This window comes from Paracoccus haematequi, from assembly GCF_900631945.1.
Lineage (GTDB): Bacteria > Pseudomonadota > Alphaproteobacteria > Rhodobacterales > Rhodobacteraceae > Paracoccus > Paracoccus haematequi_A.
This window is the reverse complement of the sequence record NZ_UZWE01000019.1, coordinates 64,734-87,417: the sequence shown is the minus strand read 5'-3', so window position 1 is coordinate 87,417 and position 22,684 is coordinate 64,734. Positions and strand designations below refer to the sequence as shown.

General features: G+C 68.2%; 24 protein-coding genes. 11 read left to right on the top strand and 13 right to left on the bottom strand.

Annotated features, from left to right (window positions below; translation table 11 throughout):
* The first annotated feature begins 57 nt into the window (after nucleotides 1-57).
* The 4 genes from PARHAE_RS02845 (at nucleotide 58) to PARHAE_RS02830 (ending at nucleotide 5,573) form a co-directional block, all read left to right on the top strand.
* The gene (locus PARHAE_RS02845) at nucleotides 58-249 is read left to right on the top strand and encodes a DUF1674 domain-containing protein (protein ID WP_126153090.1); all 192 of its coding nucleotides are present in this window, start codon (nucleotides 58-60) and stop codon (nucleotides 247-249) included.
* A gap of 2 nt (nucleotides 250-251) precedes the next feature.
* Entirely contained in the window at nucleotides 252-1,586 is a 1,335-nt protein-coding gene (locus PARHAE_RS02840; protein WP_126153089.1) for an amidase, read from the top strand.
* A gap of 168 nt (nucleotides 1,587-1,754) precedes the next feature.
* Nucleotides 1,755-2,963 carry an aminotransferase class I/II-fold pyridoxal phosphate-dependent enzyme gene (locus tag PARHAE_RS02835; protein WP_126153088.1) on the top strand — a complete coding sequence of 403 codons (1,209 nt, stop codon included), beginning with the start codon at nucleotides 1,755-1,757 and terminating at the stop codon, nucleotides 2,961-2,963.
* Nucleotides 2,964-2,969: 6 nt separating this feature from the next.
* A complete protein-coding gene (locus PARHAE_RS02830; protein WP_126153087.1) occupies nucleotides 2,970-5,573 on the top strand; it encodes a DNA translocase FtsK in 2,604 nt (867 codons plus the stop codon).
* Between the two features lie 54 nt (nucleotides 5,574-5,627).
* Here PARHAE_RS02830 and miaB read toward each other — a convergent pair whose 3' ends face one another.
* Entirely contained in the window at nucleotides 5,628-6,959 is a 1,332-nt protein-coding gene (miaB, locus tag PARHAE_RS02825) for a tRNA (N6-isopentenyl adenosine(37)-C2)-methylthiotransferase MiaB (protein ID WP_126153086.1), read from the bottom strand.
* A gap of 62 nt (nucleotides 6,960-7,021) precedes the next feature.
* On the opposite strand from miaB, the gene PARHAE_RS02820 reads away from it, so the two are divergent.
* Complete coding sequence (locus tag PARHAE_RS02820) at nucleotides 7,022-7,348, top strand: TfoX/Sxy family protein (RefSeq protein ID WP_126153085.1); 327 nt, start codon at nucleotides 7,022-7,024, stop codon at nucleotides 7,346-7,348.
* Between the two features lie 9 nt (nucleotides 7,349-7,357).
* On the opposite strand, the gene PARHAE_RS02815 is transcribed toward PARHAE_RS02820, so the two are convergent.
* Nucleotides 7,358-7,804: a DUF2380 domain-containing protein gene (locus PARHAE_RS02815; protein WP_206436844.1), complete on the bottom strand. Its 447-nt coding sequence runs from the start codon at nucleotides 7,802-7,804 to the stop codon at nucleotides 7,358-7,360.
* Nucleotides 7,805-7,942: 138 nt separating this feature from the next.
* On the opposite strand from PARHAE_RS02815, the gene PARHAE_RS02810 reads away from it, so the two are divergent.
* Both PARHAE_RS02810 and PARHAE_RS02805 read left to right on the top strand, forming a co-directional pair.
* Nucleotides 7,943-9,307 carry an aminotransferase gene (locus PARHAE_RS02810; protein WP_126153084.1) on the top strand — a complete coding sequence of 455 codons (1,365 nt, stop codon included), beginning with the start codon at nucleotides 7,943-7,945 and terminating at the stop codon, nucleotides 9,305-9,307.
* A 32-nt stretch (nucleotides 9,308-9,339) separates the two neighbouring features.
* Complete coding sequence (locus PARHAE_RS02805; RefSeq protein ID WP_126153083.1) at nucleotides 9,340-9,771, top strand: VOC family protein; 432 nt, start codon at nucleotides 9,340-9,342, stop codon at nucleotides 9,769-9,771.
* A 29-nt stretch (nucleotides 9,772-9,800) separates the two neighbouring features.
* On the opposite strand, the gene PARHAE_RS02800 is transcribed toward PARHAE_RS02805, so the two are convergent.
* The 3 genes from PARHAE_RS02800 to ubiA all read right to left on the bottom strand — a co-directional run bounded on the left by PARHAE_RS02800 (nucleotide 9,801) and on the right by ubiA (nucleotide 13,256).
* Entirely contained in the window at nucleotides 9,801-10,109 is a 309-nt protein-coding gene (locus tag PARHAE_RS02800; protein WP_126153082.1) for a hypothetical protein, read from the bottom strand.
* Between the two features lie 19 nt (nucleotides 10,110-10,128).
* Nucleotides 10,129-12,255 carry an OmpA family protein gene (locus PARHAE_RS02795; RefSeq protein WP_126153081.1) on the bottom strand — a complete coding sequence of 709 codons (2,127 nt, stop codon included), beginning with the start codon at nucleotides 12,253-12,255 and terminating at the stop codon, nucleotides 10,129-10,131.
* A 62-nt stretch (nucleotides 12,256-12,317) separates the two neighbouring features.
* A complete protein-coding gene (gene ubiA, locus PARHAE_RS02790; protein ID WP_126153080.1) occupies nucleotides 12,318-13,256 on the bottom strand; it encodes a 4-hydroxybenzoate octaprenyltransferase in 939 nt (312 codons plus the stop codon).
* A gap of 13 nt (nucleotides 13,257-13,269) precedes the next feature.
* Between ubiA and PARHAE_RS02785 the strand changes: the two genes are divergently transcribed.
* Complete coding sequence (locus PARHAE_RS02785) at nucleotides 13,270-13,986, top strand: 16S rRNA (uracil(1498)-N(3))-methyltransferase (protein WP_126153079.1); 717 nt, start codon at nucleotides 13,270-13,272, stop codon at nucleotides 13,984-13,986.
* Between the two features lie 193 nt (nucleotides 13,987-14,179).
* Nucleotides 14,180-14,374 (top strand): DUF1127 domain-containing protein, encoded by a 195-nt coding sequence (locus PARHAE_RS02780; protein ID WP_126153078.1) that lies wholly within the window; start codon nucleotides 14,180-14,182, stop codon nucleotides 14,372-14,374.
* An 82-nt stretch (nucleotides 14,375-14,456) separates the two neighbouring features.
* Here the strand turns inward: PARHAE_RS02780 and PARHAE_RS02775 are convergent, their stop codons facing one another.
* The 8 genes from PARHAE_RS02775 to fsa all read right to left on the bottom strand — a co-directional run bounded on the left by PARHAE_RS02775 (nucleotide 14,457) and on the right by fsa (nucleotide 19,850).
* Entirely contained in the window at nucleotides 14,457-14,711 is a 255-nt protein-coding gene (locus PARHAE_RS02775) for a DUF982 domain-containing protein (protein ID WP_241232645.1), read from the bottom strand.
* Between the two features lie 103 nt (nucleotides 14,712-14,814).
* The gene (locus tag PARHAE_RS02770; RefSeq protein WP_126153077.1) at nucleotides 14,815-15,021 is read right to left on the bottom strand and encodes a cold-shock protein; all 207 of its coding nucleotides are present in this window, start codon (nucleotides 15,019-15,021) and stop codon (nucleotides 14,815-14,817) included.
* 163 nt (nucleotides 15,022-15,184) lie between these two features.
* A complete protein-coding gene (locus PARHAE_RS02765; RefSeq protein WP_126153076.1) occupies nucleotides 15,185-16,057 on the bottom strand; it encodes a 50S ribosomal protein L11 methyltransferase in 873 nt (290 codons plus the stop codon).
* The gene (gene msrA, locus PARHAE_RS02760) at nucleotides 16,057-16,632 is read right to left on the bottom strand and encodes a peptide-methionine (S)-S-oxide reductase MsrA (RefSeq protein ID WP_126153075.1); all 576 of its coding nucleotides are present in this window, start codon (nucleotides 16,630-16,632) and stop codon (nucleotides 16,057-16,059) included. Before msrA ends, PARHAE_RS02765 begins: the two co-directional genes overlap by 1 nt.
* A gap of 62 nt (nucleotides 16,633-16,694) precedes the next feature.
* Complete coding sequence (locus tag PARHAE_RS02755; protein WP_126153074.1) at nucleotides 16,695-17,477, bottom strand: dienelactone hydrolase family protein; 783 nt, start codon at nucleotides 17,475-17,477, stop codon at nucleotides 16,695-16,697.
* A gap of 63 nt (nucleotides 17,478-17,540) precedes the next feature.
* The gene (locus PARHAE_RS02750; protein ID WP_126153073.1) at nucleotides 17,541-18,470 is read right to left on the bottom strand and encodes a tyrosine recombinase XerC; all 930 of its coding nucleotides are present in this window, start codon (nucleotides 18,468-18,470) and stop codon (nucleotides 17,541-17,543) included.
* Nucleotides 18,467-19,162 carry a DUF484 family protein gene (locus PARHAE_RS02745; protein ID WP_126153072.1) on the bottom strand — a complete coding sequence of 232 codons (696 nt, stop codon included), beginning with the start codon at nucleotides 19,160-19,162 and terminating at the stop codon, nucleotides 18,467-18,469. Before PARHAE_RS02745 ends, PARHAE_RS02750 begins: the two co-directional genes overlap by 4 nt.
* A gap of 31 nt (nucleotides 19,163-19,193) precedes the next feature.
* A complete protein-coding gene (fsa, locus tag PARHAE_RS02740) occupies nucleotides 19,194-19,850 on the bottom strand; it encodes a fructose-6-phosphate aldolase (RefSeq protein WP_126153071.1) in 657 nt (218 codons plus the stop codon).
* Between the two features lie 107 nt (nucleotides 19,851-19,957).
* Between fsa and PARHAE_RS02735 the strand changes: the two genes are divergently transcribed.
* Entirely contained in the window at nucleotides 19,958-22,159 is a 2,202-nt protein-coding gene (locus PARHAE_RS02735; RefSeq protein WP_126153070.1) for a primosomal protein N', read from the top strand.
* Between the two features lie 237 nt (nucleotides 22,160-22,396).
* Nucleotides 22,397-22,651 (top strand): hypothetical protein, encoded by a 255-nt coding sequence (locus PARHAE_RS02730; protein ID WP_126153069.1) that lies wholly within the window; start codon nucleotides 22,397-22,399, stop codon nucleotides 22,649-22,651.
* The last annotated feature ends 33 nt before the right edge of the window (nucleotides 22,652-22,684 follow it).

Genomic DNA, 22,684 nt, shown 5'->3' with positions numbered 1-22,684 from the left:
TGCCTAAATCCGCTGAAAGACTGAACCGACCCTTACGTTCATTCGGGGACTGTTGCCATGACCGATCTGCCACAGGACGACCGCGACGACCTGCCGCCCGCCGCCCGCCGCGCCCTGGCCGAGGCCGCCGAGCGCCGCAAGGCCGCCGCCGCCGCGCAGCCCCTGCCCAAGGAATACGGCGGGCGCGACGGGCCGGAACCCGTGCGCTTCGGGGATTACGAAAAGAACGGCCTCGCGGTGGATTTCTGAGGATGGACTGGCTGCGCGCGCCCGCCGCCCAGCAGGGCCGTGCGATCATGGCGGGGTTGCTGGATCCGCTGGACCAGACCGAAGCCTATCTGGCCGCCATCAAGGCCCATCCCGACGCCCGGCGCATCTATGCCCGCGTCACCGATGTCCGCGCCCGGTCCGAATCCGTGGCCGCCCATGACCGCGCCAAGCTGGAACTGGGGCGCGGGCTGCTGGACGGCGTGGCGATCAGTTGGAAGGACAATATCGACAGCGGCGGCACCGTGACCGAGGCCGGGTCGAAGCTGCTGGAAGGCCGCGTCCCGCGCAAGGATGCCATCGTGCTGGCCCGCGCGGCGCGGCAGGGCACGATCTGCCTGGGCAAGACGCATATGACCGAGCTGGCCTTTTCCGGCCTGGGGCTGAACCCGAACACGGCGACGCCGCCGAACGCGCTGGATCCCGACCTGGCGCCGGGCGGGTCGTCGTCGGGCGCGGCGGTGTCGGTGGCCCTGGGGCTGGCGGCGGCGGCGATCGGATCGGACACCGGCGGGTCGCTGCGGGTGCCCGCCGCCTGGAACGATCTGGTGGGGTTCAAGCCCAGCCACGATTCGCTGCCGGAAAAGGGCGTGGTTCCCCTGTGCCGCAAGTTCGACATCACCGGCCCCATCGCCCGCACGGTCGAGGATTGCGCCGAACTGTTCGCGCTGATGGCGGGGACGAAGCCGGCCGACCTGACCGGCGCCTCGGTCGCGGGGCGCCGGCTGATGGTGCTGGACGGCGTGCCCTTCGAGGATGCCGAGGAAGGTCCGGTCGCCGCCTTCGAGGATGCCGTGGACCGGCTGGCCCGCGCGGGCGCGCAGATCGACCGCGTGTCGAGCGATTGGGTGGCGAAGGCCATGCCCCTGTCGGCATCGCTGTTCGCCCCCGAGGCCTATGGCATCTGGCGCGCCCAGATCGAGGATGCGCCGGAACTGATGTGGAAGCCGATCCTGGACCGATTCCGCGGCGGCGCCGATGTCAGCGCCCCCGCCTATGTCTCGGCCTGGGAAAGCCTGGTGCGCATCCGCCGCAAGTGGATCAAGGAGGTCGCGTCGCGCCATGACGCGATTCTGCTGCCGACCGTGCCGATCCTGCCTCCGGTCGCCGCACGGCTGATGGCGGACGAGGCCGAATTCGTGCGCGCGAACCTGTTGACGCTGCGCAACACCCGGATCGGCAACCTGCTGGGCCTGCCGGTCTGCACCCTGCCCACCGGCCACCCCGCCTGCGGGATTTCGGTGATGGGCCATGCCGGGCGCGACACGCATCTGCTGTATCTGGCCGCGGGGGTCGAGGCGGCCCTGGCCGTGGGGTAGCGCAAGGGGGCGCTCGCGCCCCCTCTTGGCCTGCGGCCAATTCACCCCCGAGGATATTTGCGCACAGAAGATGATCGCCTCGGGGCGGGCTTTCGCTGGACGCAAGGGCGCGATCACGCTAATGTTTCTTGTGATAAACGGGGCCGAAGACCCCGAAAGCGAGGCAGAATGGCGATCCCCGAGCGGTTCTCGAACCTGCCGGACTATGCGTTTCCGCGGCTGCGGGCGCTGTTGTCCGGCATCGAGCCGGGTCTGAAGAACGGCGAAACCCCGACGGTCCTGACCATCGGAGAGCCGCGCCATGCCATGCCGGATTTCGTGGCCGGGGTGATAGCCGCCAATATCGGCGGTTTCGGAAAATATCCGCCGAACGACGGCACGCCCGGCCTGCTGTCCGCCATCGGCGGCTGGCTGGGCGCGCGATACGGCCTGGACGTGGCGCCGGATCGGATCATGGCGCTGAACGGCACGCGCGAGGGGCTGTTCAACGCGGCGCTGGCGCTGTGCCCGGAACGGAAGAACGGTGCGCGGCCGGCGATCCTGATCCCCAATCCCTTCTATCAGGTCTATGCCGTGGCCGCCGCCGCCGTGCAGGCCGATCCGGTTTTCGTGCCCGCCACGCCCGAGACCGGCAACCTGCCCGATTACGCCGCCCTGCCGTCCGCCGTGCTGGACCGCGCGGCCATCGCCTATCTGTGTTCGCCCGCCAATCCGCAGGGCGCGATCGCAGACCGCGATTACCTGGAGACGCTGCTGGCCCTGGCCGAGCGGCATGATTTCCTGGTCTTCGCCGACGAATGCTATTCCGAGATCTGGCGCGAGGCGCCTCCGCCCGGCGCTTTGGCGGTGGCGGCCGAGATGGGGCTGGCCGACCGGGTGGTGATCTTCAATTCGCTGTCCAAGCGGTCGAACCTGCCCGGCCTGCGGTCGGGCTTCGTGGCGGGTTCGGCGGCCAATATCGCCCAGATCCGCCGGTTGCGCGCCTATGCCGGCGCGCCCCTGTCGCTGCCCGCGCAGGCCGTCAGCGAGGCCGTCTGGCGGGACGAGGCGCATGTCGCGGCCAGCCGCGCGCTGTATCAGCAGAAATACGCCATCGCCGACCGGGTGCTGGGCAACGTCCCCGGATACCGTCCGGTCCAGGGCGGGTTCTTCCTGTGGCTGCCGGTGACGGATGGCGAAGACGCGGCCAGGACGCTGTGGGCGCAGGCGGGGATCCAGGTGCTGCCAGGGGCCTATCTGTCCCGAGAGGTGGACGGTTGCAATCCCGGCAAGGGCTTCATCCGCGTGGCGCTGGTGGCCGATGCGGAACAGACCGAACCGGCGCTGCAACGGCTGCGCGCGGTGCTTTACGACGGAACGACGGGCGGGGAAGGCTGAGGGACCATGGCAAGCTGGCAGGCAAAACACCGCGATCCGCTGTTCGACCAGTCCACCCAGGCGGCGCTGGAACGGCGCGGCAAGGAACTGCTGGGCACCGGGCTGGTCCTGGCGGGCATCCTGATGGCGATCATGCTGGGCACCTGGTCGTCCGAGGATCCCAGCTTCCTGTCGGCCACCGACGAACCCGCGCAGAACATGCTGGGCAGCTTCGGCGCCTATGTCGCCTCGCCCCTGATGATGATCGCGGGATACGGATCCTGGATGCTGGTGATCGCCGCGCTTGTCTGGGGGCTGCGCTTCATGCTGCACCGGGGCGAGGACCGCTTCATGCGCGCGCTGTTCACGCCCATCGCGGTGGCGCTTGCCTCGGTTTATTGCAGCACGCTGCTGCCGGGGGCCGAGTGGGAACAGTCCTATGGCCTGGGCGGGCATTTCGGCGACATGATCATGGGCGCCATGCTGAACCTGCTGCCGGTCAAGGCGCAGATCGGCATCCGGCTGGCCGGGCTGGCGGCGGCCGTCGCGGTGCTGGCGATGACCGCCTTTTCGCTGGGCTTCGCGCGGGCCGAACTGCTGGGGCTGTGGCGCCGCTTCGTGTTCGGGCTGCTGACCGCCCTGGATCTGGCGATGCGCGCCCTGGGGCGGGGGGCTGCGGCCTCGGCCGGGATGCGGCAGCGGTTGCAGGCGCGGCGCGAGGCGAAGGCCGCGCCCGCCGCGTCCGCGACGCGTGCCCCGGTCGTGGCCCGGCGCAAGCCCGCCGCCCCCGAATATCTGGAGCTTGACGAAGACCTGCCAGAACCCGAACTGATCGAGCGCGATTCCGATTACAACGGCGACGCCCCCTCGGCCGAGGAGGTCAGCGGGCGCATCAGCGACGCGATCCGGTCGCGTTCGGCCAAGCCCTCGGTCCTGGCCGTCGTGGCCGCCCGCCTGTCGCGCGAGGCCGGAAAGGACGGCCGCGCCGATCCGCCTGCGCCCGAGGCCCCCGCCGCCGCGGCGGACCTGCCGCGCCCGGACGTCCCGCCGTTGAGGAAGCCTGCCGCCCCCCAGGCGCCGCGACCGCAATCCGCGCCGGATCTGCAATTCGAGGACGTGCTGAACACCTATGAACGCCCGCCGCTGGCCCTGCTGAGCGCGCCTCAGGCGGGCGATCAGCCGACCGTGTCCGAAGAAACGCTGATGGAAAACGCCCGGATGCTGGAGGCCGTGCTGGACGATTACGGCGTCAAGGGCCAGATCACCGAGGTCCGTCCCGGCCCGGTCGTGACGCTGTACGAACTGGAACCCGCGCCGGGGCTGAAGGCGTCCCGCGTGATCGGGCTGTCGGACGACATTGCGCGGTCCATGTCGGCGCTGTCGGCGCGTGTCAGCACCGTGCCGGGCCGCACCGTGATCGGGATCGAACTGCCGAACGCGCGCCGCGAAAAGGTGCTGCTGCGCGAGATCCTGGCATCCCGCGCCTTCGGCGACGGCACCCAGCCGCTGCCGCTGGCTCTTGGCAAGGACATCGGCGGCGATCCGGTCGTGGCGAACCTGGCGAAGATGCCCCACCTGCTGATCGCCGGGACCACCGGATCCGGGAAATCGGTCGCCATCAACACCATGATCCTGTCGCTGCTGTATAAACTGACGCCCGACGAATGCCGGCTGATCATGATCGACCCGAAGATGCTGGAACTGTCGGTCTATGACGGCATCCCGCATCTGCTGTCGCCGGTCGTCACCGATCCGAAAAAGGCCGTCGTCGCGCTGAAATGGGTCGTCTCCGAGATGGAGGAGCGGTATCGCAAGATGTCCAAGATGGGCGTCAGGAACATCGAGGGCTATAACGGCCGCGTCCGCGAGGCGCTGTCGAAGAACGAGATGTTCAAGCGCACCGTCCAGACCGGCTTCGACGAGGATACCGGAGAGCCGGTCTTCGAGACCGAGGAATTCAAGCCCGAGACCTTCCCCTATATCGTCGTGATCGTGGACGAGATGGCCGACCTGATGATGGTCGCCGGCAAGGAGATCGAGGCCTGCATCCAGCGGCTGGCGCAGATGGCCCGCGCGTCCGGCATCCACCTGATCATGGCGACGCAGCGGCCGTCCGTCGATGTCATCACCGGCACGATCAAGGCGAACTTCCCGACCCGGATTTCCTTCCAGGTCACCTCCAAGATCGACAGCCGCACCATCCTGGGCGAACAGGGGGCCGAACAGCTTCTGGGCCAGGGCGACATGCTGTACATGGGCAACGGCGCGCGGATCACCCGGATCCACGGCCCCTTCGTCAGCGACGAAGAGGTCGAAGAGGTCGTGACGCATCTGAAATCCTTCGGCCCGCCGTCCTACAAGTCGGGCGTGGTCGAGGGCCCCGAGGACGAGGTGGCATCCGATATCGACGCCGTGCTGGGCCTGGGCGGCGATGGCGGGGACGACGCGCTGTACGACCAGGCGGTGATGATCGTGGCCAAGGACCGCAAGTGTTCCACCAGCTATATCCAGCGGAAACTGGCCATCGGCTATAACAAGGCCGCCCGGCTGGTCGAGCAGATGGAGGAGCAGGGGGTGGTCTCGGCGGCGAACCATGTCGGCAAGCGCGAGGTGCTGGTGCCCGAGGTCTGAGGGCGCCGATCCGGCACGGGCGACGGATCCGGGGGCGTTCCGGCGGGCGGCCGGTTACGCCGCCAGTTCTCCGCGCAGCGAATTCGACGCGCTTTCCACGATCCGCACCTGCACCAGGTCGCCGACCTGCGCATCGGGCGCCTCGACAAAGACCGAATGCAGGTAATCCGACTTGCCGATCATCTGGCCTGCCTGCCTGCCCGGCTTCTCGAACAGCACGCCCAGTCTGCGCCCGACCATGCCTTCCTGCGCGGCCTTCTGCTGTTTTGTCAGCAGGGCCTGCAATTCCTGCAACCGCTGATCGGCCACCGCGCCGTCCACCTCGGGACGGTCATAGGCGGGGGTTCCGGGACGGGGGGAATACTTGAAGCTGAAGGCTGTGCCGAAGCCGACCTCGGCCACCAGGCGCAGGGTGTCGGCATGGTCCTGGTCCGTCTCGCCCGGAAAGCCCACGATGAAGTCGCTGGTCAGCAGGATGTCCGGCCGCGCGGCGCGGATCCGGTCGATCAGGCGCAGGTATTCCGCCGCCGTGTGCTTGCGGTTCATCGCGCGCAGGATCCGGTCGCTGCCCGACTGAACCGGCAGGTGCAGATAGGGCATCAGCTGCGGAATGTCGCGATGCGCGTCGATCAGGTCGTCCGACATGTCGTTGGGGTGGCTGGTGGTATAGCGGATCCGGTCCAGCCCAGGGATCCGGGCCAAGGCGCGGATCAGGCGACCGAAGCCCCAGTCCCCGTCCGTGCCCGCGCCGTGCCAGCCATTCACGTTCTGGCCCAGCAGGGTGATCTCGCGCACGCCGCGTTCGACCAGATCGCGCGCCTCGCGCAGGATGCGGTCCACGGGGCGGCTGACCTCGGCCCCGCGGGTATAGGGGACCACGCAGAAGGCGCAGAACTTGTCGCAGCCCTCCTGCACGGTCAGGAAGGCGGCGGGCGCGCGGCGGGTGGCGCGGCGTTGGGGCAGGTGGTCGAACTTGTCCTCGCTTGGGAAGTCGGTAAGGATCGCGGGCGCCTCGCCGCGCACCATCGCGGGCAGGCGGTGATAGGTCTGCGGGCCGACCACCAGATCGACCAGAGGCATCCGGCGCACGATCTCCTCGCCCTCGGCCTGGGCCACGCAGCCCGCCACGCCGATCTTCAGGTCGGGACGTTCGGCCTTCAGCGGTTTCAGCCGGCCCAGATCGGAATAAAGCTTCTCGGCCGCCTTCTCGCGGATATGGCAGGTGTTCAGCAGCACCATGTCGGCCTGCGCTTGATCCTCGGTCAGGACATAGCCTTCGGCGCCCATGGCCTCGGCCATGCGCTGGCTGTCATAGACGTTCATCTGGCAGCCATAGGTCTTGATGAAAAGCTTTTTCACTGCCGGGGGATTGGCTTGGTCGGTCATGCCGTGCTGTCCTAAGGGATCTTGCGCTGATACAGGAAGAACGGGGATTTGGAAAGGCGGCCATGGACAGCGACCTGACGGCGATCACCAATATCGGCCCGGCGACGGCCAGGGCGCTGATCGCGGCGGGCGTGCCCGATGCCGCAGCCCTGCGCCGGATCGGCGCGCACGAGGCCTATCGCGCGCTTCTGGCGGCGGGCGAGCGGCCGCATTTCATCGGCTATTACGTCCTGGTCATGGCCTTGCAGGGGCGGCCCTGGAACGACTGCCGGGGGGCGGAAAAGACCGCGCTGCGCGAACGGTTCGATTCGCTGGTGGCCGAGACGCACGGCGCCCCCCTGTCGGGGATCGAGGCGGAACTGGACCTGATCGGCCTGCGCCGCCCCTGATCCGGCCGGTCAGTCCGGTTGGATGTCGCGGGCCAGAAAGCGGGCCGCCCGGCGCCAGGAATCGTCGTTGTCGCCGCGAAAATTCAGGTTGCGGCTGAGAATCGGCGCGCCGGTCTGAACATCCACAAGGTTCGCGAACATCTGCAGGATCAGCGTGCTGGTCTTTTGCGTCACGATGAACAGGGCCTGATCGGCGCCCTTGTCGCGGGCCAGGGCCAGCAGGCATTCGGTGGTTTCGGGCTGGCAGGTGGCCACATCCTCGGGGGTGATCGCGACCGTATCGCCCAGTTCGGCCGCGATCACCTCGGCCATCAGCGCCAGCCGCCGGTCGTGATCGGCGCGTTGGTCGCGCGCCTCGTGCGAGGTGTCCAGCAGCTTCACGGGCAGGATCGCCACCGGCTGGGCGGCGGCCTCCAGCGGCATCAGCGTCAGCAGCAGCGCAAGAAAAAGGCGCATGGCATTCCCCTTCGCAGGCCAGGATAGACGGCTGTCGGCGGCCCCGGCAATCACACCTTGGTTGGACCCGGCCCCCCGGCGGGCATTGATCGCCCGCGGCGGCCCGGCTAGCCTGCGGGCAAACCGATGGAGGCCCCGATGACCAAACCGCAAAGCTGGGAAGCCCGCGCCGACGAATATTCGCTCTATGGCTTTACCGACCTGCCCAGCGTCCATAAGCGCGGCGCCGTGGTGCTGACCCATGGCGAGGGGCCTTATGTCGTCGATGTGAACGGCCGCCGCTATCTGGACGCCAATTCCGGTCTGTGGAACATGGTCGCGGGCTTCGACCACAAGGGCCTGGCCGAGGCGGCGAAGGCGCAATACGACCGCTTTCCCGGATACCACGCGTTTTTCGGGCGGCTGTCGGACCAGACCGTGATGCTGTCCGAAAAGCTGGTCGAGGTGTCGCCCTTCGAACGCGGCAAGGTGTTCTATACCAATTCGGGGTCCGAGGCGAACGACACCATGGTCAAGATGCTGTGGTTCCTGCACGCCAGCGAAGGCAACCCGCAGCGGCGCAAGATCCTGACCCGCTGGAACGCCTATCACGGCGTCACGGTGGTTTCGGCCTCGATGACCGGCAAGCCCTATAACGAGGTCTTCGGCCTGCCGCTGCCCGGCTTCATCCACCTGACCTGCCCGCATTACTGGCGCTATGGCCAGGAGGGCGAGACCGAAGACCAGTTCACCGCCCGCCTTGCGCGCGAGTTGGAGGACACGATCCAGCGCGAAGGCGCCGACACCATCGCCGGGTTCTTCGCCGAACCCGTGATGGGCGCGGGCGGGGTGATTCCGCCGTCGCAGGGATATTTCCAGGCGGTGCTGCCGATCCTGCGGAAATACGACATCCCGATGATCTCGGACGAGGTGATCTGCGGCTTCGGGCGCACCGGCAATACCTGGGGCTGCCAGACCTATGGCTTCACGCCCGACGCGATCATTTCGTCCAAGAACCTGACGGCGGGCCTGTTCCCGATGGGCGCGGTGATCCTGGGCGGCGATCTGTCCGACCGCGTTCAGGCGGCGGTCGAAAGGATCGAGGAATTTCCCCACGGCTTCACCGCATCCGGCCACCCGGTCGGCTGCGCCATCGCGCTGAAGGCCATCGACGTGGTGATGAACGAAGGTCTGGCCGACAACGTGCGTCGCCTTGCCCCCCGGCTGGAGGCCGGGCTGCGCGCCATCATGGAACGCAGCGACAATATCGGCGAGTTGCGCGGCGTGGGCTTCATGTGGGCCTTGGAGGCGGTGCGCGACAAGGCCACCAAGACGCCCTTCGACGCGCATCTGTCCGTCAGCGAGCGCATCGCCAACACCTGTACCGATCTGGGCCTGATCTGCCGCCCGCTGGGCCAGTCCATCGTGCTGTGCCCGCCCTTCATCCTGACCGAATCGCAGATGGACGAGATTTTCGACAAGCTGGAACAGGCGTTGCGGAAGGTCTTCGCCGAGGTGGCGTGACCTGCCGCGCGGCAATGTCGGGGGAAATGACGATGGAAGCCACTCAACTGCATCGCGGTCGGCTGCTTGACCATATCCAGCTTGTCGTGCGGGATCTGCAGGCCAGTCGGGACTTTTACACGGCGATTCTGGCCGTGCTGGGGATTCCCGTCGTCACCACGGATGAGGGCTATTTCTGGGCTGACGAATTGGTCGTGTCGTCGGCCGACAGCCCGGCGGCGGTGGGGGAATTGACGGGGCGCCAGCATCTGGCGTTCCAGGCCGAAGACCGCGCGACCGTGGACGCCTTCTATCGTGCCGCGCTGAACCATGGGGGGCGCGACAACGGCGCACCCGGAGAGCGCGCCGCCTATCATTCTGATTATTACGCGGCCTTCGTTCTGGACCCCGACGGCAACAATATCGAGGCGGTCTACCATGGCGAGGCGCGGCGCAGCGCGGCCTCGGTGGTCATCGACTTCTAGGGGCGGGGGCCGCGTCGCGGTCCCCGCCGTCAGCGCCGCGCCAGCTTGCGTTCGATATAATCGCGCAATTCCTCGATCTCGGTGCGGCTTTCGCGCAGGCCCTCCAATGCGGCATCCAGTTCCCCCTGGGTCGCCGCCAAGGTCGCCTCGCGGTCCTTCAGTAGGGAAATCGCCATGTCGCGTTCGCGTTCGGTGTTGCGCAGCCGCCGGGTCAGGTCGCGGATATCCGCCTGGGACGGCCGGGTCAGGCGGCCGATCAGCCAGCTTGCGAACCAGCCCAGCACGAAGACGCCGAACAGGATGATCGTGGTGATGGTGACGAATTCCGTGCGGTTCATGACGGTGCCTGGCTTGCGGTCAATCGGCGGGGGCTGACGCTTCGTCCGGCCGGGGCGAGGGGCGGGGCGTGTCCGGCGTCGGCGTCTGGACCGGCAGCCTAATGTTTTCCTCGCGTTCGTCCAGCGTCTGGAAGACCTCGCTGGCGCCGACCGTGGCGGGGGCGGTGGGACCGGCGGTGACGCGCCGCATCTGCGGGCCGAACATCTGCGGCGGGGCGGGCGGCTGCATGGGACCGATCGGATCCGCCTGGGGCTGGTCGGCGGGCGCGGGTTCGGCGGTCACGCCCGCCAGCGTGACGGGCGGGGGCAGCGGCGCGGAGCGCACCGGGTAATCCGACAGCAGGCGGAATTCGATGCGGCGGTTTTCCTCGCGGCCTTCCTCGGTCTCGTTGGTGGCGATGGGCTGGCTTTCGCCATAGCCGCGCGCGGTCATGTTGGCCACGTCGATCCCCGCGCCCGCCATGGCGGCGACCAGGGCCTGCGCCCGACCGCGCGACAAGTCGGCGTTGAAGCCCTCGGACCCCTGGGAATCGGTGTGGCCCCCGGCCTCGATCTGGAAATCGGCGCATTCGGCCATGACCGAGGCCAGCCGGTCCAGGGTGGGCGCCGGATCGCCGGCGATGGCGGATTTCGACGGCTCGAAGCCGATCTCGGATTCCGACATGACGATGTTCAACTGGCGCACGCATTCCGCCCCGTCGGGCAGGTTCAGCGAGGCGTCCAGCCTGCGATCGTAGCGGATCGACAATTCATAGGCCGCCCCCGGTCCCAGCCGTTCGGACAGCCGCGCGGCCGCCGATTCCGCCGCCCCCGGATCGCCCGAGGTGCCGGTCACGCGGATCAGGTCGGGCGTGACCTGCACGCTGCCGGTTTGCAGGATATCCAGGGCCTCGATGGCGCCGATGACGCGCACCGTCCAGCCCGGCGGCACCTGGGAATTGTCGGTCAGGTCGGCCTGAACCGACGGGAAGCGCGCGCGGGCCAGGCTGTCCACGGTCTCGGCCATCCGGGAATCGCTGATGGCGCCGCGCATGGCCAGCACCTGCGCCTCCGACAGGGTGGCGGTGAACTCGGCCGGGCCGGGGGTCGTGGCGTCGGGCGCCTGTTCCAGCGTGGCTTGCAGCGAAAAGACCGGCGGCAGGGCCTGCTGCAAACGGGCCACGGCGGCATCGAAGGCGGGCTGTTCCACCGAAGGCGGCGCGGTCAGCGCCACATCCGCATCCGACAGCGTGACCGCGCCCCGGCCCAGTTCGGCCACCGCGCCGATGGCTGCCACCGCCGCGTCGGACCAGTCGGGCGAGGGCGATCCCAGGCCCAGCGTGCAGGCGGGCACCTGGGCCACGCCTGCTGCCTGCGCCGCCGCCACGATCCTGTCGCGCCCCTCGTCGGTATCGGCGGCGCAGGCTTCGAACCGCGCGCCGTCCTTGTCCCGGACGAAGCGCAGGGTGAAGGGCGCGATCACCGGGCGGGGGGCCGAGATATCCGTGACCAGCGTCACTCCGGGGGGCAGGCCGCGCCGCAGCGCCGCCTCCAGCCGTCCCTTGTCGTCGCGGCTGTCGGCCAAGGCGGAAACCGACACGCTGCCCGGCTGGATCGAGATCTTGGCACGGGGCGCCATCTGCACGGCGCGCAACCCGTATCGCAGCGCGTCGTCCCATCCCTGGGGCACCGCATAGTCGGCGGTTTCCAGCAGATCGGTCACCGACGGGGCGGCGGTTTCGCTGCGAAGCCCCCGCAGAAGGCCAGCCCGGTCGGTCGAGGCCGGAACCAGCCCGATCAGCGAGATGCCTTGGTCGTTGCGCAGCAGCTCCACCTTGAACTCGGGCGGCGTTCTGGCCTCTGCCGAGGCGACCGTCATGTGATCCAGGATGCGGGACGGATCGACGGCCCCGCCCGCCTGGGTCACGGCGCGAAAGCGGTCGACCTCGGTCGGGGCGGTGCCGGTCAGGCGGACCTGCAAGCCGTCGGTGGCGACCGTCACCCAATCCTGGCCCGATGCGGCAAGCGCCTGTTCCACATCCTGCCGCGACCGATCCTCAAGATAACGGGCGGCGGCGTCGGCGCCCAGCCAGCACAGCCCGCCTGCGGCGGACAGGGCAAGAATCGTGGCGACCGGCGGCAGAATCCGCCTGCGGGATGACGCCATGGGGCATGACCTTGGGCTGTTTCCTGAACGCGCGGTGTAGCGTCAGGCCGGGCGTCGCGCAATCAGACCAGCCCGGCCAAGGCAAGAAACAGCGCAAGGATCAGCCCGGCGTCGCGGTTCGACCGGAACAGCCGCAGGCAGACAGCTCCCTGATCCGGCTGGAAATTCCGCAACTGCCAGGCCAGATGCAGGGCGAACCCGGCAAGCCCCGCATAGGCCATCAACAGATTGCGACCCGTCAGCAAGATCGCGACCGCCAGCAGCACGACCGTCAGCACCGCAAATCCCGCCAGGATGCGCGGGCTGTTGTCGCCGAACAGCCGGGCGGTGGATTTCACCCCGATCAGGGCGTCGTCTTCCACGTCCTGATGGGCATAGATCGTGTCATAGAAGATCGTCCAGGCGATCCCGGCCAGCCAGGCCACCACCGGCGTCAGATCGACCCGGCCCATATGCGCGGCATAGGCCAGCATCACGCCCCAGTTGAAGGCCAGCCCCAAGAAAACCTGCGGCCACCAGGTGAACCGCTTGGCGAAGGGATAGATCGCGACAAGCGCAAGCGAGGCCACCCCCATCCAGATCGCCGCCCGGTCCAGCGTCAGCAGGATCGCCAGCCCCACCAGCCCCTGCGCCGCCAGCCACAGATAGGCCCCGCGCAGCGTCACCTGCCCCGATGGCAGGGGCCGCGACCGGGTGCGCGCCACCTTGTCGTCGATGTCGCGGTCGGTGATGTCGTTCCAGGTGCAGCCCGCGCCGCGCATCACCAAGGCGCCGACGCCGCAGGCGACCGCGATCCACAGATCCGCCCAGCGGGGCGCGTCGGCCATCATCGCCAGCCCGATGCCCCACCAGCAGGGCAGCAGCAGCAGCCATGTCCCGATGGGCCGGTCGGCGCGGGACAGGCGCAGCCAGGGCCTCCAGGCCGGGCGGGCGATGGTGTCGACCCAGTTTCCCTTCGGCGCGTCGACGACGGCGTCTGGCCTTTCGGTCCGGCTTTGCATAGCGTCTGTCCCCATGGCAAGGATCAGGCTGTTCATAGATCACCCGCTGGGCACGGGACAACCCGTTCCGCTGGACGCCGCCCAGGCGCATTATCTGGGGGGTGTCATGCGCCTGTCGCCCGGCGCCGTGATCGAGGTGTTCAACGGCCGCGACGGCGCCTGGTCGGCGCGGATCGCGTCGGCGGGCAAGCGCGGCGGGTCGCTGGACGTTCTGGAACAGACCGCGCCGCAGCGGAACCCGCCCGATCTGTGGCTGGTCTTCGCGCCGATCAAGAAGGCGCGTACCGATTTCATCGTCGAGAAAGCTGCCGAGATGGGCGCCGCGCGGATCCTGCCCGTGCAGACCGAGTTCACCAATTCCGAACGCATCCGGCAGGACCGCCTGCAAGCCCATGCGGTCGAGGCGGCCGAGCAATGCGGCGGCACCTTCGTGCCCGCCATCGCCGACCTGGCGCCGCTGCCGCGCCTGCTGGACGGCTGGGACGCGTCCCGCCGCATCCTGTGGGCGGACGAGGCGATGGCCGGTCCGGCGGATACCCTGGCGGGCCTGCCGCGCGGTCCCTGGGCGATCCTGATCGGTCCCGAGGGCGGGTTTTCCGATGCCGAACGCGCCCGGCTGAGGGCCTTGCCCTTCGTGAATCGCATCAGCCTGGGACCGCGAATCCTGCGCGCCGATACGGCTGCCGTAGCGGCACTTGCGTTGTGGCAGGCGGCGTTAGGGGATTGGTAAGAAACGATTGCTGCAATGCGGCATTCCACGGCGCAAAAGCGACATTCCTGTCGTTTTGAGGCTTTTCCAATCTGCAATCCGCGCATAGCCGCCTTGCCCGGTCTGCGGCTACTCTTAACGAGGTGCCCAATCTATATCCTGCTGCATGAAGCGAATGCCCGATGGTCGGGCACTTCTGAAACAGGTGATGAAAATGTCGACGATGGAACTGAACCGCAGCCATGCTGTTGGGGGCGTTGGCAAAGTCGCTGCGAACTTCTTCTCGATGCTGAGCGCGTGGAACGATGCCCGCGTGACCCGTCGTGAACTGAACCGCCTGTCGGATCGCGAGCTGGACGATATCGGTCTGTGCCGCGGCGACATCGAGCGGATTGCGCGCGGCTTCTAAGCCAGCACCACCGGCCAAGACGAACGAACCCCCAATGCGGATGCAGAGGGGGTTTTTTCTTGTCCGGCAATCCCTGCCGGGATCAGTGCGGCTTGGCGACGGCCAGGAACCCCGCCGACCGGGCGGCATGGGCAAAGGCTTCGCGCGCGGTTCCGACCGGGGTCATGCAATGGGCGGCCGCATCCAGCATCTGCGCGGCATGGCGGCGCTGAACGTCGTCGACCGGCCATTTGCGGTCCAGCCAATAAGCGGCGGTTTCAAGGGTGGAAAAGGTCTTCACTTCGCCCTCGGGCGAAATGACAAAGGACAGGGGCTTGCCCCAGTTGATTTCTATCAAAACGGATCTTTCATGGAATTCATCCGATCCCGCGCCGCAGCGTCCGGTGATCGGGAAGGGAGGCAGCCAATGCTGCCGCCCGATTTTTCAGTGCAGAGGCGACTTAGGCCAGTGCCAGGTTCGTCGCCGATTCGCGGCCGTCGCGGCCACGTTCCACGTCGAAGGTCACGGCCTGGCCGTCCTTGATCTGCTGAAGGCCGGCGCGCTCCACTGCGGAAATGTGCAGAAACACGTCTTTCGTGCCATGTTCCGGCTGGATGAAGCCGAAGCCTTTGGTGGCGTTGAACCATTTCACGGTGCCATTGGCCATCGTGATATCTCCTGTCATGTATGCCACCCGCGAGATTGCGGTGGCGCGGCCCAGTCGTCGCAAGAACATCTGAAGCCGTGAAGCAGACAGAAGGTCGTAGGAAGAACATCAGCCACCGTTACATAGCCGATTGCCGCCGGTTTTTCAAGCCCGCCCAGGGCGGTCAGGATCGCCGCGCCAGCGTCAGCGCCGACCAGTCGCCCAGGTCGTCGCGCCGGTCCAGGGAAAAGCCTTGCGCGCCATAGACCTCGGCCACCTCGTCTGCCTGGGTGGTCAGGATGCCAGACAGGATGATCTGCCCGTTCGGCGCGACCATCTGGACCATCTGCGGGGCCAGATCGATCAGCGGCTGCTTCAGGATATTGGCCAGAACCAGGTCGTAGGGCGCGTTGTCCTCGAGCATCTGATGGCCGAAGCCCGCGGCTTCAAGGCAGATCACCCGCCCGTCCAAGCCGTTGGCGATGACATTGGCGGCCGCCGTATCGACCGCCACCGCGTCGATGTCGCTGGCCAGAACCGTGACCGGCCACAACCGAGCGGCGGCCATCGCCAGGACGGCGGTGCCGCAGCCGATATCGACGATGCGATGCGGCTGGAACCCCTGCACGGCCAGACGGTCCAGGGCCTCGAGGCAGCCCTTGGTGGTGTCGTGATGGCCGGTGCCGAAGGCCATCGCGGCCTCGATCCACAGGGCCTCGACGCCTTCGGGCACCTTGTCGGCGTCGTGGCTGCCATGGACGAAGAACCGCCCCGCGCGCACCGGGGTCAGTTCGCGCCGCACATGGGCCACCCAGTCCACCTCGGGCAGTTCGGACACGGCGAAGGGGTTGGCGCCGTGGACCGCCGCCAGCAGCGCAAGCGCGATCTCGTCGGGGCGTTCGGTGAAATAGACGCCGACTTCCCAGCGGTCCGAGCCGTCCTCGATCTCGAAGACGCCGGTGCCGACGGGTTCGGGATCCAGATCCTCGCAAGCCTCGGCCAGGGCTTCGGCGGCCTGGCGGCCCTGGACATGGGTCAGCGCGGTAAAAGTGGTCATCAGATCGGATCCGGGTTGGGCAGGCTCGCCTCTACTCCGGTGCCCTTCAGGCCGCAATAACCGTCGGGGTTCTTTTCCAGATACTGCTGATGCGCGTCATGGGCGGGCCAGAAGGGGGCGGGGCCGACGATCCGGGTGGTGATCTTGCCGAAACCCGCCACGGCCAGGCGGTTGTCATAGTCGATCTTCGACGCCTCGGCCGCCGCGCGCTGGCTGTCGGTAAAGACCATGATCAGGCTGCGGTACTGGTCGCCCACGTCGTTGCCCTGGCGGTCGCCCTGGGTCGGGTCGTGGTTTTCCCAGAACAGTTGCAGCAGGTGATCATAGCTGATCTTCGAGCTGTCATAGATCACGCGCACGACCTCGGCATGGCCGGTGGTGCCGGACTTGACCTGCTCATAGGTCGGGTTCTCGGTCGTGCCGCCGGCGAAGCCCACCTGGGTCAGCCAGACCCCGTTCTGTTTCCAGAACAGCCGCTCGGGGCCCCAATAGCAGCCCATGCCGAAGATCGCCTGGTCAAAGCCCGGCGGGATCGGCGCGTCCATCGGCCGGTTGAAGATCGCATGTGTGGTCATCGTGACATCCTTCTGATCCTGCGCGCTAAACGCGGAAACGGGCGGCGGGGTTCTGCTGCCTGTCAGCCCAGGCCGTGATCCGACAGCCAGGCCTGGCAATCTTCGGCCAGCCAGGGCCCCAGGGCGTAATACCAATGCGTATGCCCGGCGATCCCGATCATCTGGGCGGGATGGCCCGCCGCCGCCAGGGCATCCGTCGTCACGCGCGCCTGGCGGGGCGGAAACAGGTGGTCGCCCGCGCCGATGTAGAGCCGCATCGGAACCGGAGAGACGGCGGGCGACCGGATCGCATCGGCGGGCAGCGCCGCGCCGTGGGTTGCGACGGCGCGCCACGGTCCTTGGACCTGGTTGGCGTAAAGCTGCGCCAGCATCCCGCCCGAGGAATGGCCGAACATCGCGACCCCGTCCGGGGCCAGCGGCACCCGCGCTGCGGCGGCGTTCAGCGCGGCGACCAGCAGGTCGGGCGGATCGGCATCGGGCGACCAGCCCTGGGCCAGCGCGTCGGGGGCGATCAGCACCACGCCGCTGCGATCCGCCGCCGCCTGCCACATGTCCAGCATCGACCGCCCGGTCCGCTGCGCCCCGTGCAGCAGCAGCATCGACCGGCGCGGCCCGTCGCCGCCCTGCGGCACATAGAGGTGAACCCGCCGTTCCTGACCGGCATGGTCGACGGTCAGCGTCTCGCCGATGGTCGCGGGTTCATCATAGGCGGGGTTGGCCCCTGCGCGGGGCGCCTCGCGCGGATAGGGGATGTAATCGACGCGCGCGGATTCTGCTGCGCCGGGACCGGCAAGGGCCGCAAGCGCGAGGGCGCTGCTGAGGAACTGTCTGCGATCTGGGGTCATGAAAATCTCGGGACGGGGTGACGCGGCGATCCTGTGCCATCGCCGGGTTCCCGTCCAGAGGCGTCATCCCCGCGGATGCGCCGAATGATAGACCGCCATCAGATGCGCGTCGTCCACGCCGGTATAGACCTGCGTGGTGGACAGGCTGGCATGGCCCAGAAGCTCCTGGATGGTGCGCAGGTCGCCCCCTGCCGCCAGCAGATGCGTCGCGAAGGAGTGGCGCAGCGCATGGGGGGTCGCGGTGGGCGGCAGGCCCAGCGATGCTCGGACCTTCTGCATCGTCCCCTCGACCGCGCCGGGCGACAGCCGCCCGCCGCGCACGCCGCGAAACAGCGGCTGGTCCGGCGCCAGCCGCCAGGGGCATTGGCGCAGGTAATCGGCCACCGCGTCGCGGGCCACCGGCAGGACGGGGACATGCCGCTGCCGCCCGCCCTTGCCGGTGATGGTCAGGCTGTCGCGGAACGGCCAGTCGGCGCCGTCCAGGTTCAGGGCCTCGGAGATGCGCAGCCCGCAGCCCCACAGCAGCGTCATCACCGCAGTATCGCGGGCGGCGACCCAGGGGGTGTCGTGCTGGACGGCCACCATGTCCAGCGTGTCCCGCGCCTGGTCGGGGGTCAGCGGGCGGGGCAGGGACCGGGTGTATTTCGGGCTGCGGGTGGACAGCGCGGCGGACAGGTCGTGGCCCTCGCGGTCCGAGATCCAGCGCAGGAAGCTGCGCACCGCCGATTGCCGCCGGGCCAGCGACCGCGCGCCCAGGCCCCGCGCGCGCTCGGCGGCGGCGAAGGCGCGCATGTCGGTCTGGCGCAGATCCCCCAGCGATTTCGGCGTCGCGGGCTGGCCGTGATGAGCGCCCAGGAAGGCCAGAAAGGCCAGCAGGTCGCCGCGATAGGCGGTGACTGTATGATTCGACCTGTCGCGGGTCGCGGCCTCGACCTCCAGCCAGCGGGACAGGGCGTCGGCCATGGCGGGGGCCAGGGCCAGCGGCGCGGTCATCCGCGCAGCCGCGACAGCAGCACCAGCCGGAACACCTGGGCGAAGAAGCGCAGCAGGTCGGTGCCGTGGGCGGGCATGAAGCGGGACGCGTCGCCGCTGCCCATCAGCAGCATGGCGCGCGGGCGCCGGGCGCCCAGGTCGATGGGCAGCATCGCCTCGGACGCGACCTGGCGGCCGTGCAGCGGCTGGGTGATGGGCGAGGCAGGGCGCAGCACGATGTCGTCGCCGCGCGGCGTGCGCCGTCCGGCGGCGATGATCCTGCCGATGGCGCCGTCGGGGACGGTCACGGCATCCTCGGGCAGGCCGGGGATGGCGGGGGCGGGTTCGACCACCAGCCGCAGGGTTTCAATCCGCAGCAGGGGGGCGATGTCGGATTGCAGGCTGTCCACCAGTTCGGCCAGATCGGCCGATTCCAGCAGCCCGATCACCGCCCGGTGGACGACCGCAGTGCCCGACTGGTTGTCATAGGCGGCGGCGATCACGCTTTCATGCTGGCTTTCCAGCCGGTCGAGGCGCGATTCCAGCACCTCCATCGCGCGGCCGCGGATGTCGATGACATTGTCGCCGACCTCGGCCTCGCGGGCGGCGACAAGCGCCCGCATCAGGTCGCGGTCGGCCAGGATGACGCCGGGATCGGCCAGAAGCCTGTCGCGCGTTTCCGAATCCAGAACCGCCTGCTGTTCCGCCGTCATGCCTGTCCCGCCTTATACCTGTTTCCGTGCGTTATCCGCCGATCTTCTGACCGGTCTTGGCCCAGTCGGCAGTGAACTGCTCAAGCCCCTTGTCCGTCAAGACATGCTTTGCCATCGACTTGATGACGGCGGGGGGCGCGGTGATCACGTCGGCGCCGATCTTGCCTACCTCGACGATGTGGTTCACCGACCGGATCGAGGCCGCGAGGATCTGGGTCTCGTACCCATAGTTGTCATAGATCTCGCGGATGTCGGCGATCAGATCCACGCCGTCCAGACCGATATCGTCCAGCCGCCCGACGAAGGGGCTGATGAAGGTGGCGCCCGCCTTGGCGGCCAGGATCGCCTGGGCGGCGGTGAAGCACAGCGTCACGTTGACCATGTGGCCTTCGTCGGCGAAGGTCCGGCAGGCCTTCAGCCCGTCCCAGGTCAGCGGCACCTTGATGGCGATGTTCTTGGCGATCTTCGCCAGGTGGCGGCCCTCGCGGATCATGTCCTCGGCTTTGTCGGCGACGACCTCGGCGCTGACGGGGCCGTCGACCAGGGCGCAGATCTCGGCCGTCACCTCCTCGATGTTGCGGCCGGCTTTCAGGATCAGCGACGGGTTGGTGGTCACGCCGTCGACCATGCCCAGGTCGTTCAGTTCGCGGATGGCATCCACATCGGCGGTATCAAGGAAGAATTTCATGGTCAGGCTCCCCAAGGCGGTTCGCGGGGGTGATAGCGCAAAACCCCGCCCGCCGAAAGGGGCAGGGCGGGCTTGCAACGGGCGCGGGGCGGGGTTTTATCAGGGCGATGAAAAGCCCCCACGCCTTTTTCGCCGCGCGCGACCGCATCGCCGTCCTGACGGTCGAACCCGTGGGCGTATTGGATTACCTGGCGCCCGAAGGCGGGGTGGCGCAGGGGCAGTTGGTCCTGGTGCCGCTGGGGCCGCGCCGGGTGCTGGGCCTGGTGATGGGGCCGGGGACGGGCGATTTCGACCTCGCCAAGCTGCGCCCGGTCGCGCGGGTGCTGGATGCCGATCCCTTCGATGCGCGGTTCCTGGAATTTCTGGCCCGCGCCGCCGAATACACGCTGACGCCGCTGCCGCTGATGCTGCGCATGGCGACCCGCGCGCCGGATCTGGACCAGCCGCCCGCCGCGCGCCGCGTAATCGTGCCGGGCGGCGCCGCGCCGTCGCGCATGACCGAGGCGCGCGAGCGCGTGATGCAGGTCGTGGCCGACCACGGCGGCGCAAGCTTTGCAGCGTCGGAACTGGCGCACCTGGCCGGGGTCGGCACGGCGGTGGTCAAGGGCCTGGTCGCGGCGGGCACCCTGGCCGAGATTCAGGCGCCGCGCGATCTGCCCTATCCGCGTCTTGATCCGGCGCGTCCCGGCAAGCCGCTGGACGCTGACCAGAAGGCGGCGGCGGACGCCTTGCGCGCCGCCCTTTGCTCGGGCGGTTACGGCACCACTTTGCTGCGCGGCGTCACCGGGTCGGGCAAGACCGAGGTCTATCTGGAAGCCGTCGCCGAATGCCTGCGCGCGGGCCGTCAGGCGTTGGTCCTGCTGCCCGAAATCGCCCTGTCGGCCGAGTTTCTGGACCGGGTCGAGGCCCGCTTCGGCGCCCGTCCCGGCGAATGGCACAGCGGCATCACCCGCACCGAACGTCGCCGCTTGTGGCACATGGCCGGTCGCGGAGAGGTCGGTCTGGTCGTCGGCGCAAGATCAGCGCTGTTCCTGCCCTTCCGCGACCTGGGCCTGATCGTCGTGGATGAGGAACACGATTCCAGCTATAAACAAGAGGATGTCGTCTATTACAGCGCCCGCGACATGGCGGTGCTGCGGGCCTCGATCAACGGGGCGCAGGTGGTGCTCGCATCCGCCACGCCCAGCCTGGAAAGCTGGGTGAACGCGGCCAGCGGCAAATACCGGCGGCTGGATCTGCGGTCGCGCTATGGCGCCGCCGAACTGCCCGACATGGCCGCCATCGACCTGCGAGCCGAGGAGATGGCCTCGGGGCGCTGGATCTCGCCCACGCTGGCGGGTGCGGTCGAATCGCGGATCGCGCGCGGCGAACAGTCGCTGCTGTTCCTCAACCGGCGCGGCTTCGCCCCGGTGACGGTCTGCCGGGCCTGCGGCGAACAGATCGCCTGCCACCAATGCGACGCGCGGATGGTGGAACACCGCTTCCAGAACCGCCTGGTCTGCCACCAATGCGGCGAAACCCGGCCCATCCCGACCGCCTGCCCGTCCTGCAAGGTCGAGGGCAAGCTGGCCCCTATCGGCCCCGGCGTCGAACGCATCGCCGAGGAGGTCGCGGCCCGGTTCCCCGATGCCAAAGCCACGGTGCTGTCGTCGGACCTGTTCCAGTCCGCCCGCGCGCTGAAGGACACCATCGCCGAGATCGCGAATGGCGACACGCAGATCATCATCGGCACGCAGATCGTCGCCAAGGGCCACAACTTCCCGCGCCTGACGCTGGTGGGCGTGGTCGACGCCGACCTGGGCCTGCAAGGCGCCGACCTGCGCGCGGCGGAACGCAGCTTTCAGTTGATGCGCCAGGTCGCGGGCCGGGCCGGGCGGGTGTCGGGCGCGGCGCCGGGCGTGGCGCTGCTGCAAACCCACCAGCCCGACCATCCGGTGATCCGCGCGATCCTGTCGGGCGAGGACGAAGCCTTCTGGAACGCCGAGGCCGCCGGGCGCCAGGCCACCGGAATGCCCCCGTTCGGCCGTCTGGCGGGGATCATCCTGTCCCATCCCGACCTGGGCGTGGTCAGCGACTTCGCCCGCCACCTGGCCGCCCATGCCGCGCCGCTGGACGAGGCGGGCGCGCAACTGTGGGGACCGGCGCCCGCGCCCATCGCGCGGATCCGGGGTCGCCACCGGATGCGGATGCTGGTCCACGCCCCCCGGCAGGCCCCGGTGCAGGCCGCCATCGCCGCATGGCTGGCCCCGCACAAGCCGCCCGCGAATTTGCGGCTGTCGGTGGACATTGATCCGCAGAGTTTTTTGTGAATTGGGGCGCTTGCAGTATTCATGCAAACTATAGGATCAATTAAAATAGTGATAATCTAGTAATGCGAATCATGTCTGATTGCGCTGTTAATTGGTTCGGAGATTAAGATGCGCATGTCCAGGTTATCTGCCTTAATCGTTCCCCTGGTTCTTGTCTTGGCCCCCGCCGCTTATGCGGATTGTAATGGCGGATTGGGTCGCGGCTGGGCAAGCGGAAAGGGGAACGGTCAATTCGAAATGCGTATGGGCGAGTCGTCTTGCGTCATCGACTATCCTGCCTTTATCGACGATGCGAACGGTACCCGAACCTTTGCGACCGAACTTGCGCTTACCCGCGCCCCTGCGAATGGGAAAATCGGCGTTTCGCCGCAAGGGATCGTCTATATGCCGTCCGCAGGCTTTGCAGGGCAGGACAAGTTCTGCATTCGGAACACGACGCCAGAGGTGCGTGGCAAAACCTTGTCCGGCTGCGTGACCGTCACTGTAAGATAAGCGTTGCTGCCTCTGGCAAGACTCAGACGACAG

Coding starts and splice junctions, on each gene's coding strand:
- miaB (WP_126153086.1), bottom strand. CDS start 6,959: ATGACCGACCAAGCCAATCCCCCGGCAGTGAAAAAGCTTTTCATCAAG.
- PARHAE_RS02830 (WP_126153087.1), top strand. CDS start 2,970: ATGGCAAGCTGGCAGGCAAAACACCGCGATCCGCTGTTCGACCAGTCC.
- PARHAE_RS02785 (WP_126153079.1), top strand. CDS start 13,270: ATGGCAAGGATCAGGCTGTTCATAGATCACCCGCTGGGCACGGGACAA.
- PARHAE_RS02800 (WP_126153082.1), bottom strand. CDS start 10,109: ATGAACCGCACGGAATTCGTCACCATCACCACGATCATCCTGTTCGGC.
- PARHAE_RS02805 (WP_126153083.1), top strand. CDS start 9,340: ATGGAAGCCACTCAACTGCATCGCGGTCGGCTGCTTGACCATATCCAG.
- PARHAE_RS02735 (WP_126153070.1), top strand. CDS start 19,958: ATGAAAAGCCCCCACGCCTTTTTCGCCGCGCGCGACCGCATCGCCGTC.
- PARHAE_RS02745 (WP_126153072.1), bottom strand. CDS start 19,162: ATGACGGCGGAACAGCAGGCGGTTCTGGATTCGGAAACGCGCGACAGG.
- PARHAE_RS02755 (WP_126153074.1), bottom strand. CDS start 17,477: ATGACCCCAGATCGCAGACAGTTCCTCAGCAGCGCCCTCGCGCTTGCG.
- PARHAE_RS02770 (WP_126153077.1), bottom strand. CDS start 15,021: ATGGCCAATGGCACCGTGAAATGGTTCAACGCCACCAAAGGCTTCGGC.
- PARHAE_RS02820 (WP_126153085.1), top strand. CDS start 7,022: ATGGACAGCGACCTGACGGCGATCACCAATATCGGCCCGGCGACGGCC.
- PARHAE_RS02780 (WP_126153078.1), top strand. CDS start 14,180: ATGTCGACGATGGAACTGAACCGCAGCCATGCTGTTGGGGGCGTTGGC.
- PARHAE_RS02840 (WP_126153089.1), top strand. CDS start 252: ATGGACTGGCTGCGCGCGCCCGCCGCCCAGCAGGGCCGTGCGATCATG.
- PARHAE_RS02810 (WP_126153084.1), top strand. CDS start 7,943: ATGACCAAACCGCAAAGCTGGGAAGCCCGCGCCGACGAATATTCGCTC.
- ubiA (WP_126153080.1), bottom strand. CDS start 13,256: ATGCAAAGCCGGACCGAAAGGCCAGACGCCGTCGTCGACGCGCCGAAG.
- PARHAE_RS02845 (WP_126153090.1), top strand. CDS start 58: ATGACCGATCTGCCACAGGACGACCGCGACGACCTGCCGCCCGCCGCC.
- PARHAE_RS02835 (WP_126153088.1), top strand. CDS start 1,755: ATGGCGATCCCCGAGCGGTTCTCGAACCTGCCGGACTATGCGTTTCCG.
- PARHAE_RS02795 (WP_126153081.1), bottom strand. CDS start 12,255: ATGGCGTCATCCCGCAGGCGGATTCTGCCGCCGGTCGCCACGATTCTT.
- fsa (WP_126153071.1), bottom strand. CDS start 19,850: ATGAAATTCTTCCTTGATACCGCCGATGTGGATGCCATCCGCGAACTG.
- PARHAE_RS02815 (WP_206436844.1), bottom strand. CDS start 7,804: ATGCGCCTTTTTCTTGCGCTGCTGCTGACGCTGATGCCGCTGGAGGCC.
- msrA (WP_126153075.1), bottom strand. CDS start 16,632: ATGACCACACATGCGATCTTCAACCGGCCGATGGACGCGCCGATCCCG.
- PARHAE_RS02765 (WP_126153076.1), bottom strand. CDS start 16,057: ATGACCACTTTTACCGCGCTGACCCATGTCCAGGGCCGCCAGGCCGCC.
- PARHAE_RS02750 (WP_126153073.1), bottom strand. CDS start 18,470: ATGACCGCGCCGCTGGCCCTGGCCCCCGCCATGGCCGACGCCCTGTCC.
- PARHAE_RS02730 (WP_126153069.1), top strand. CDS start 22,397: ATGCGTATGGGCGAGTCGTCTTGCGTCATCGACTATCCTGCCTTTATC.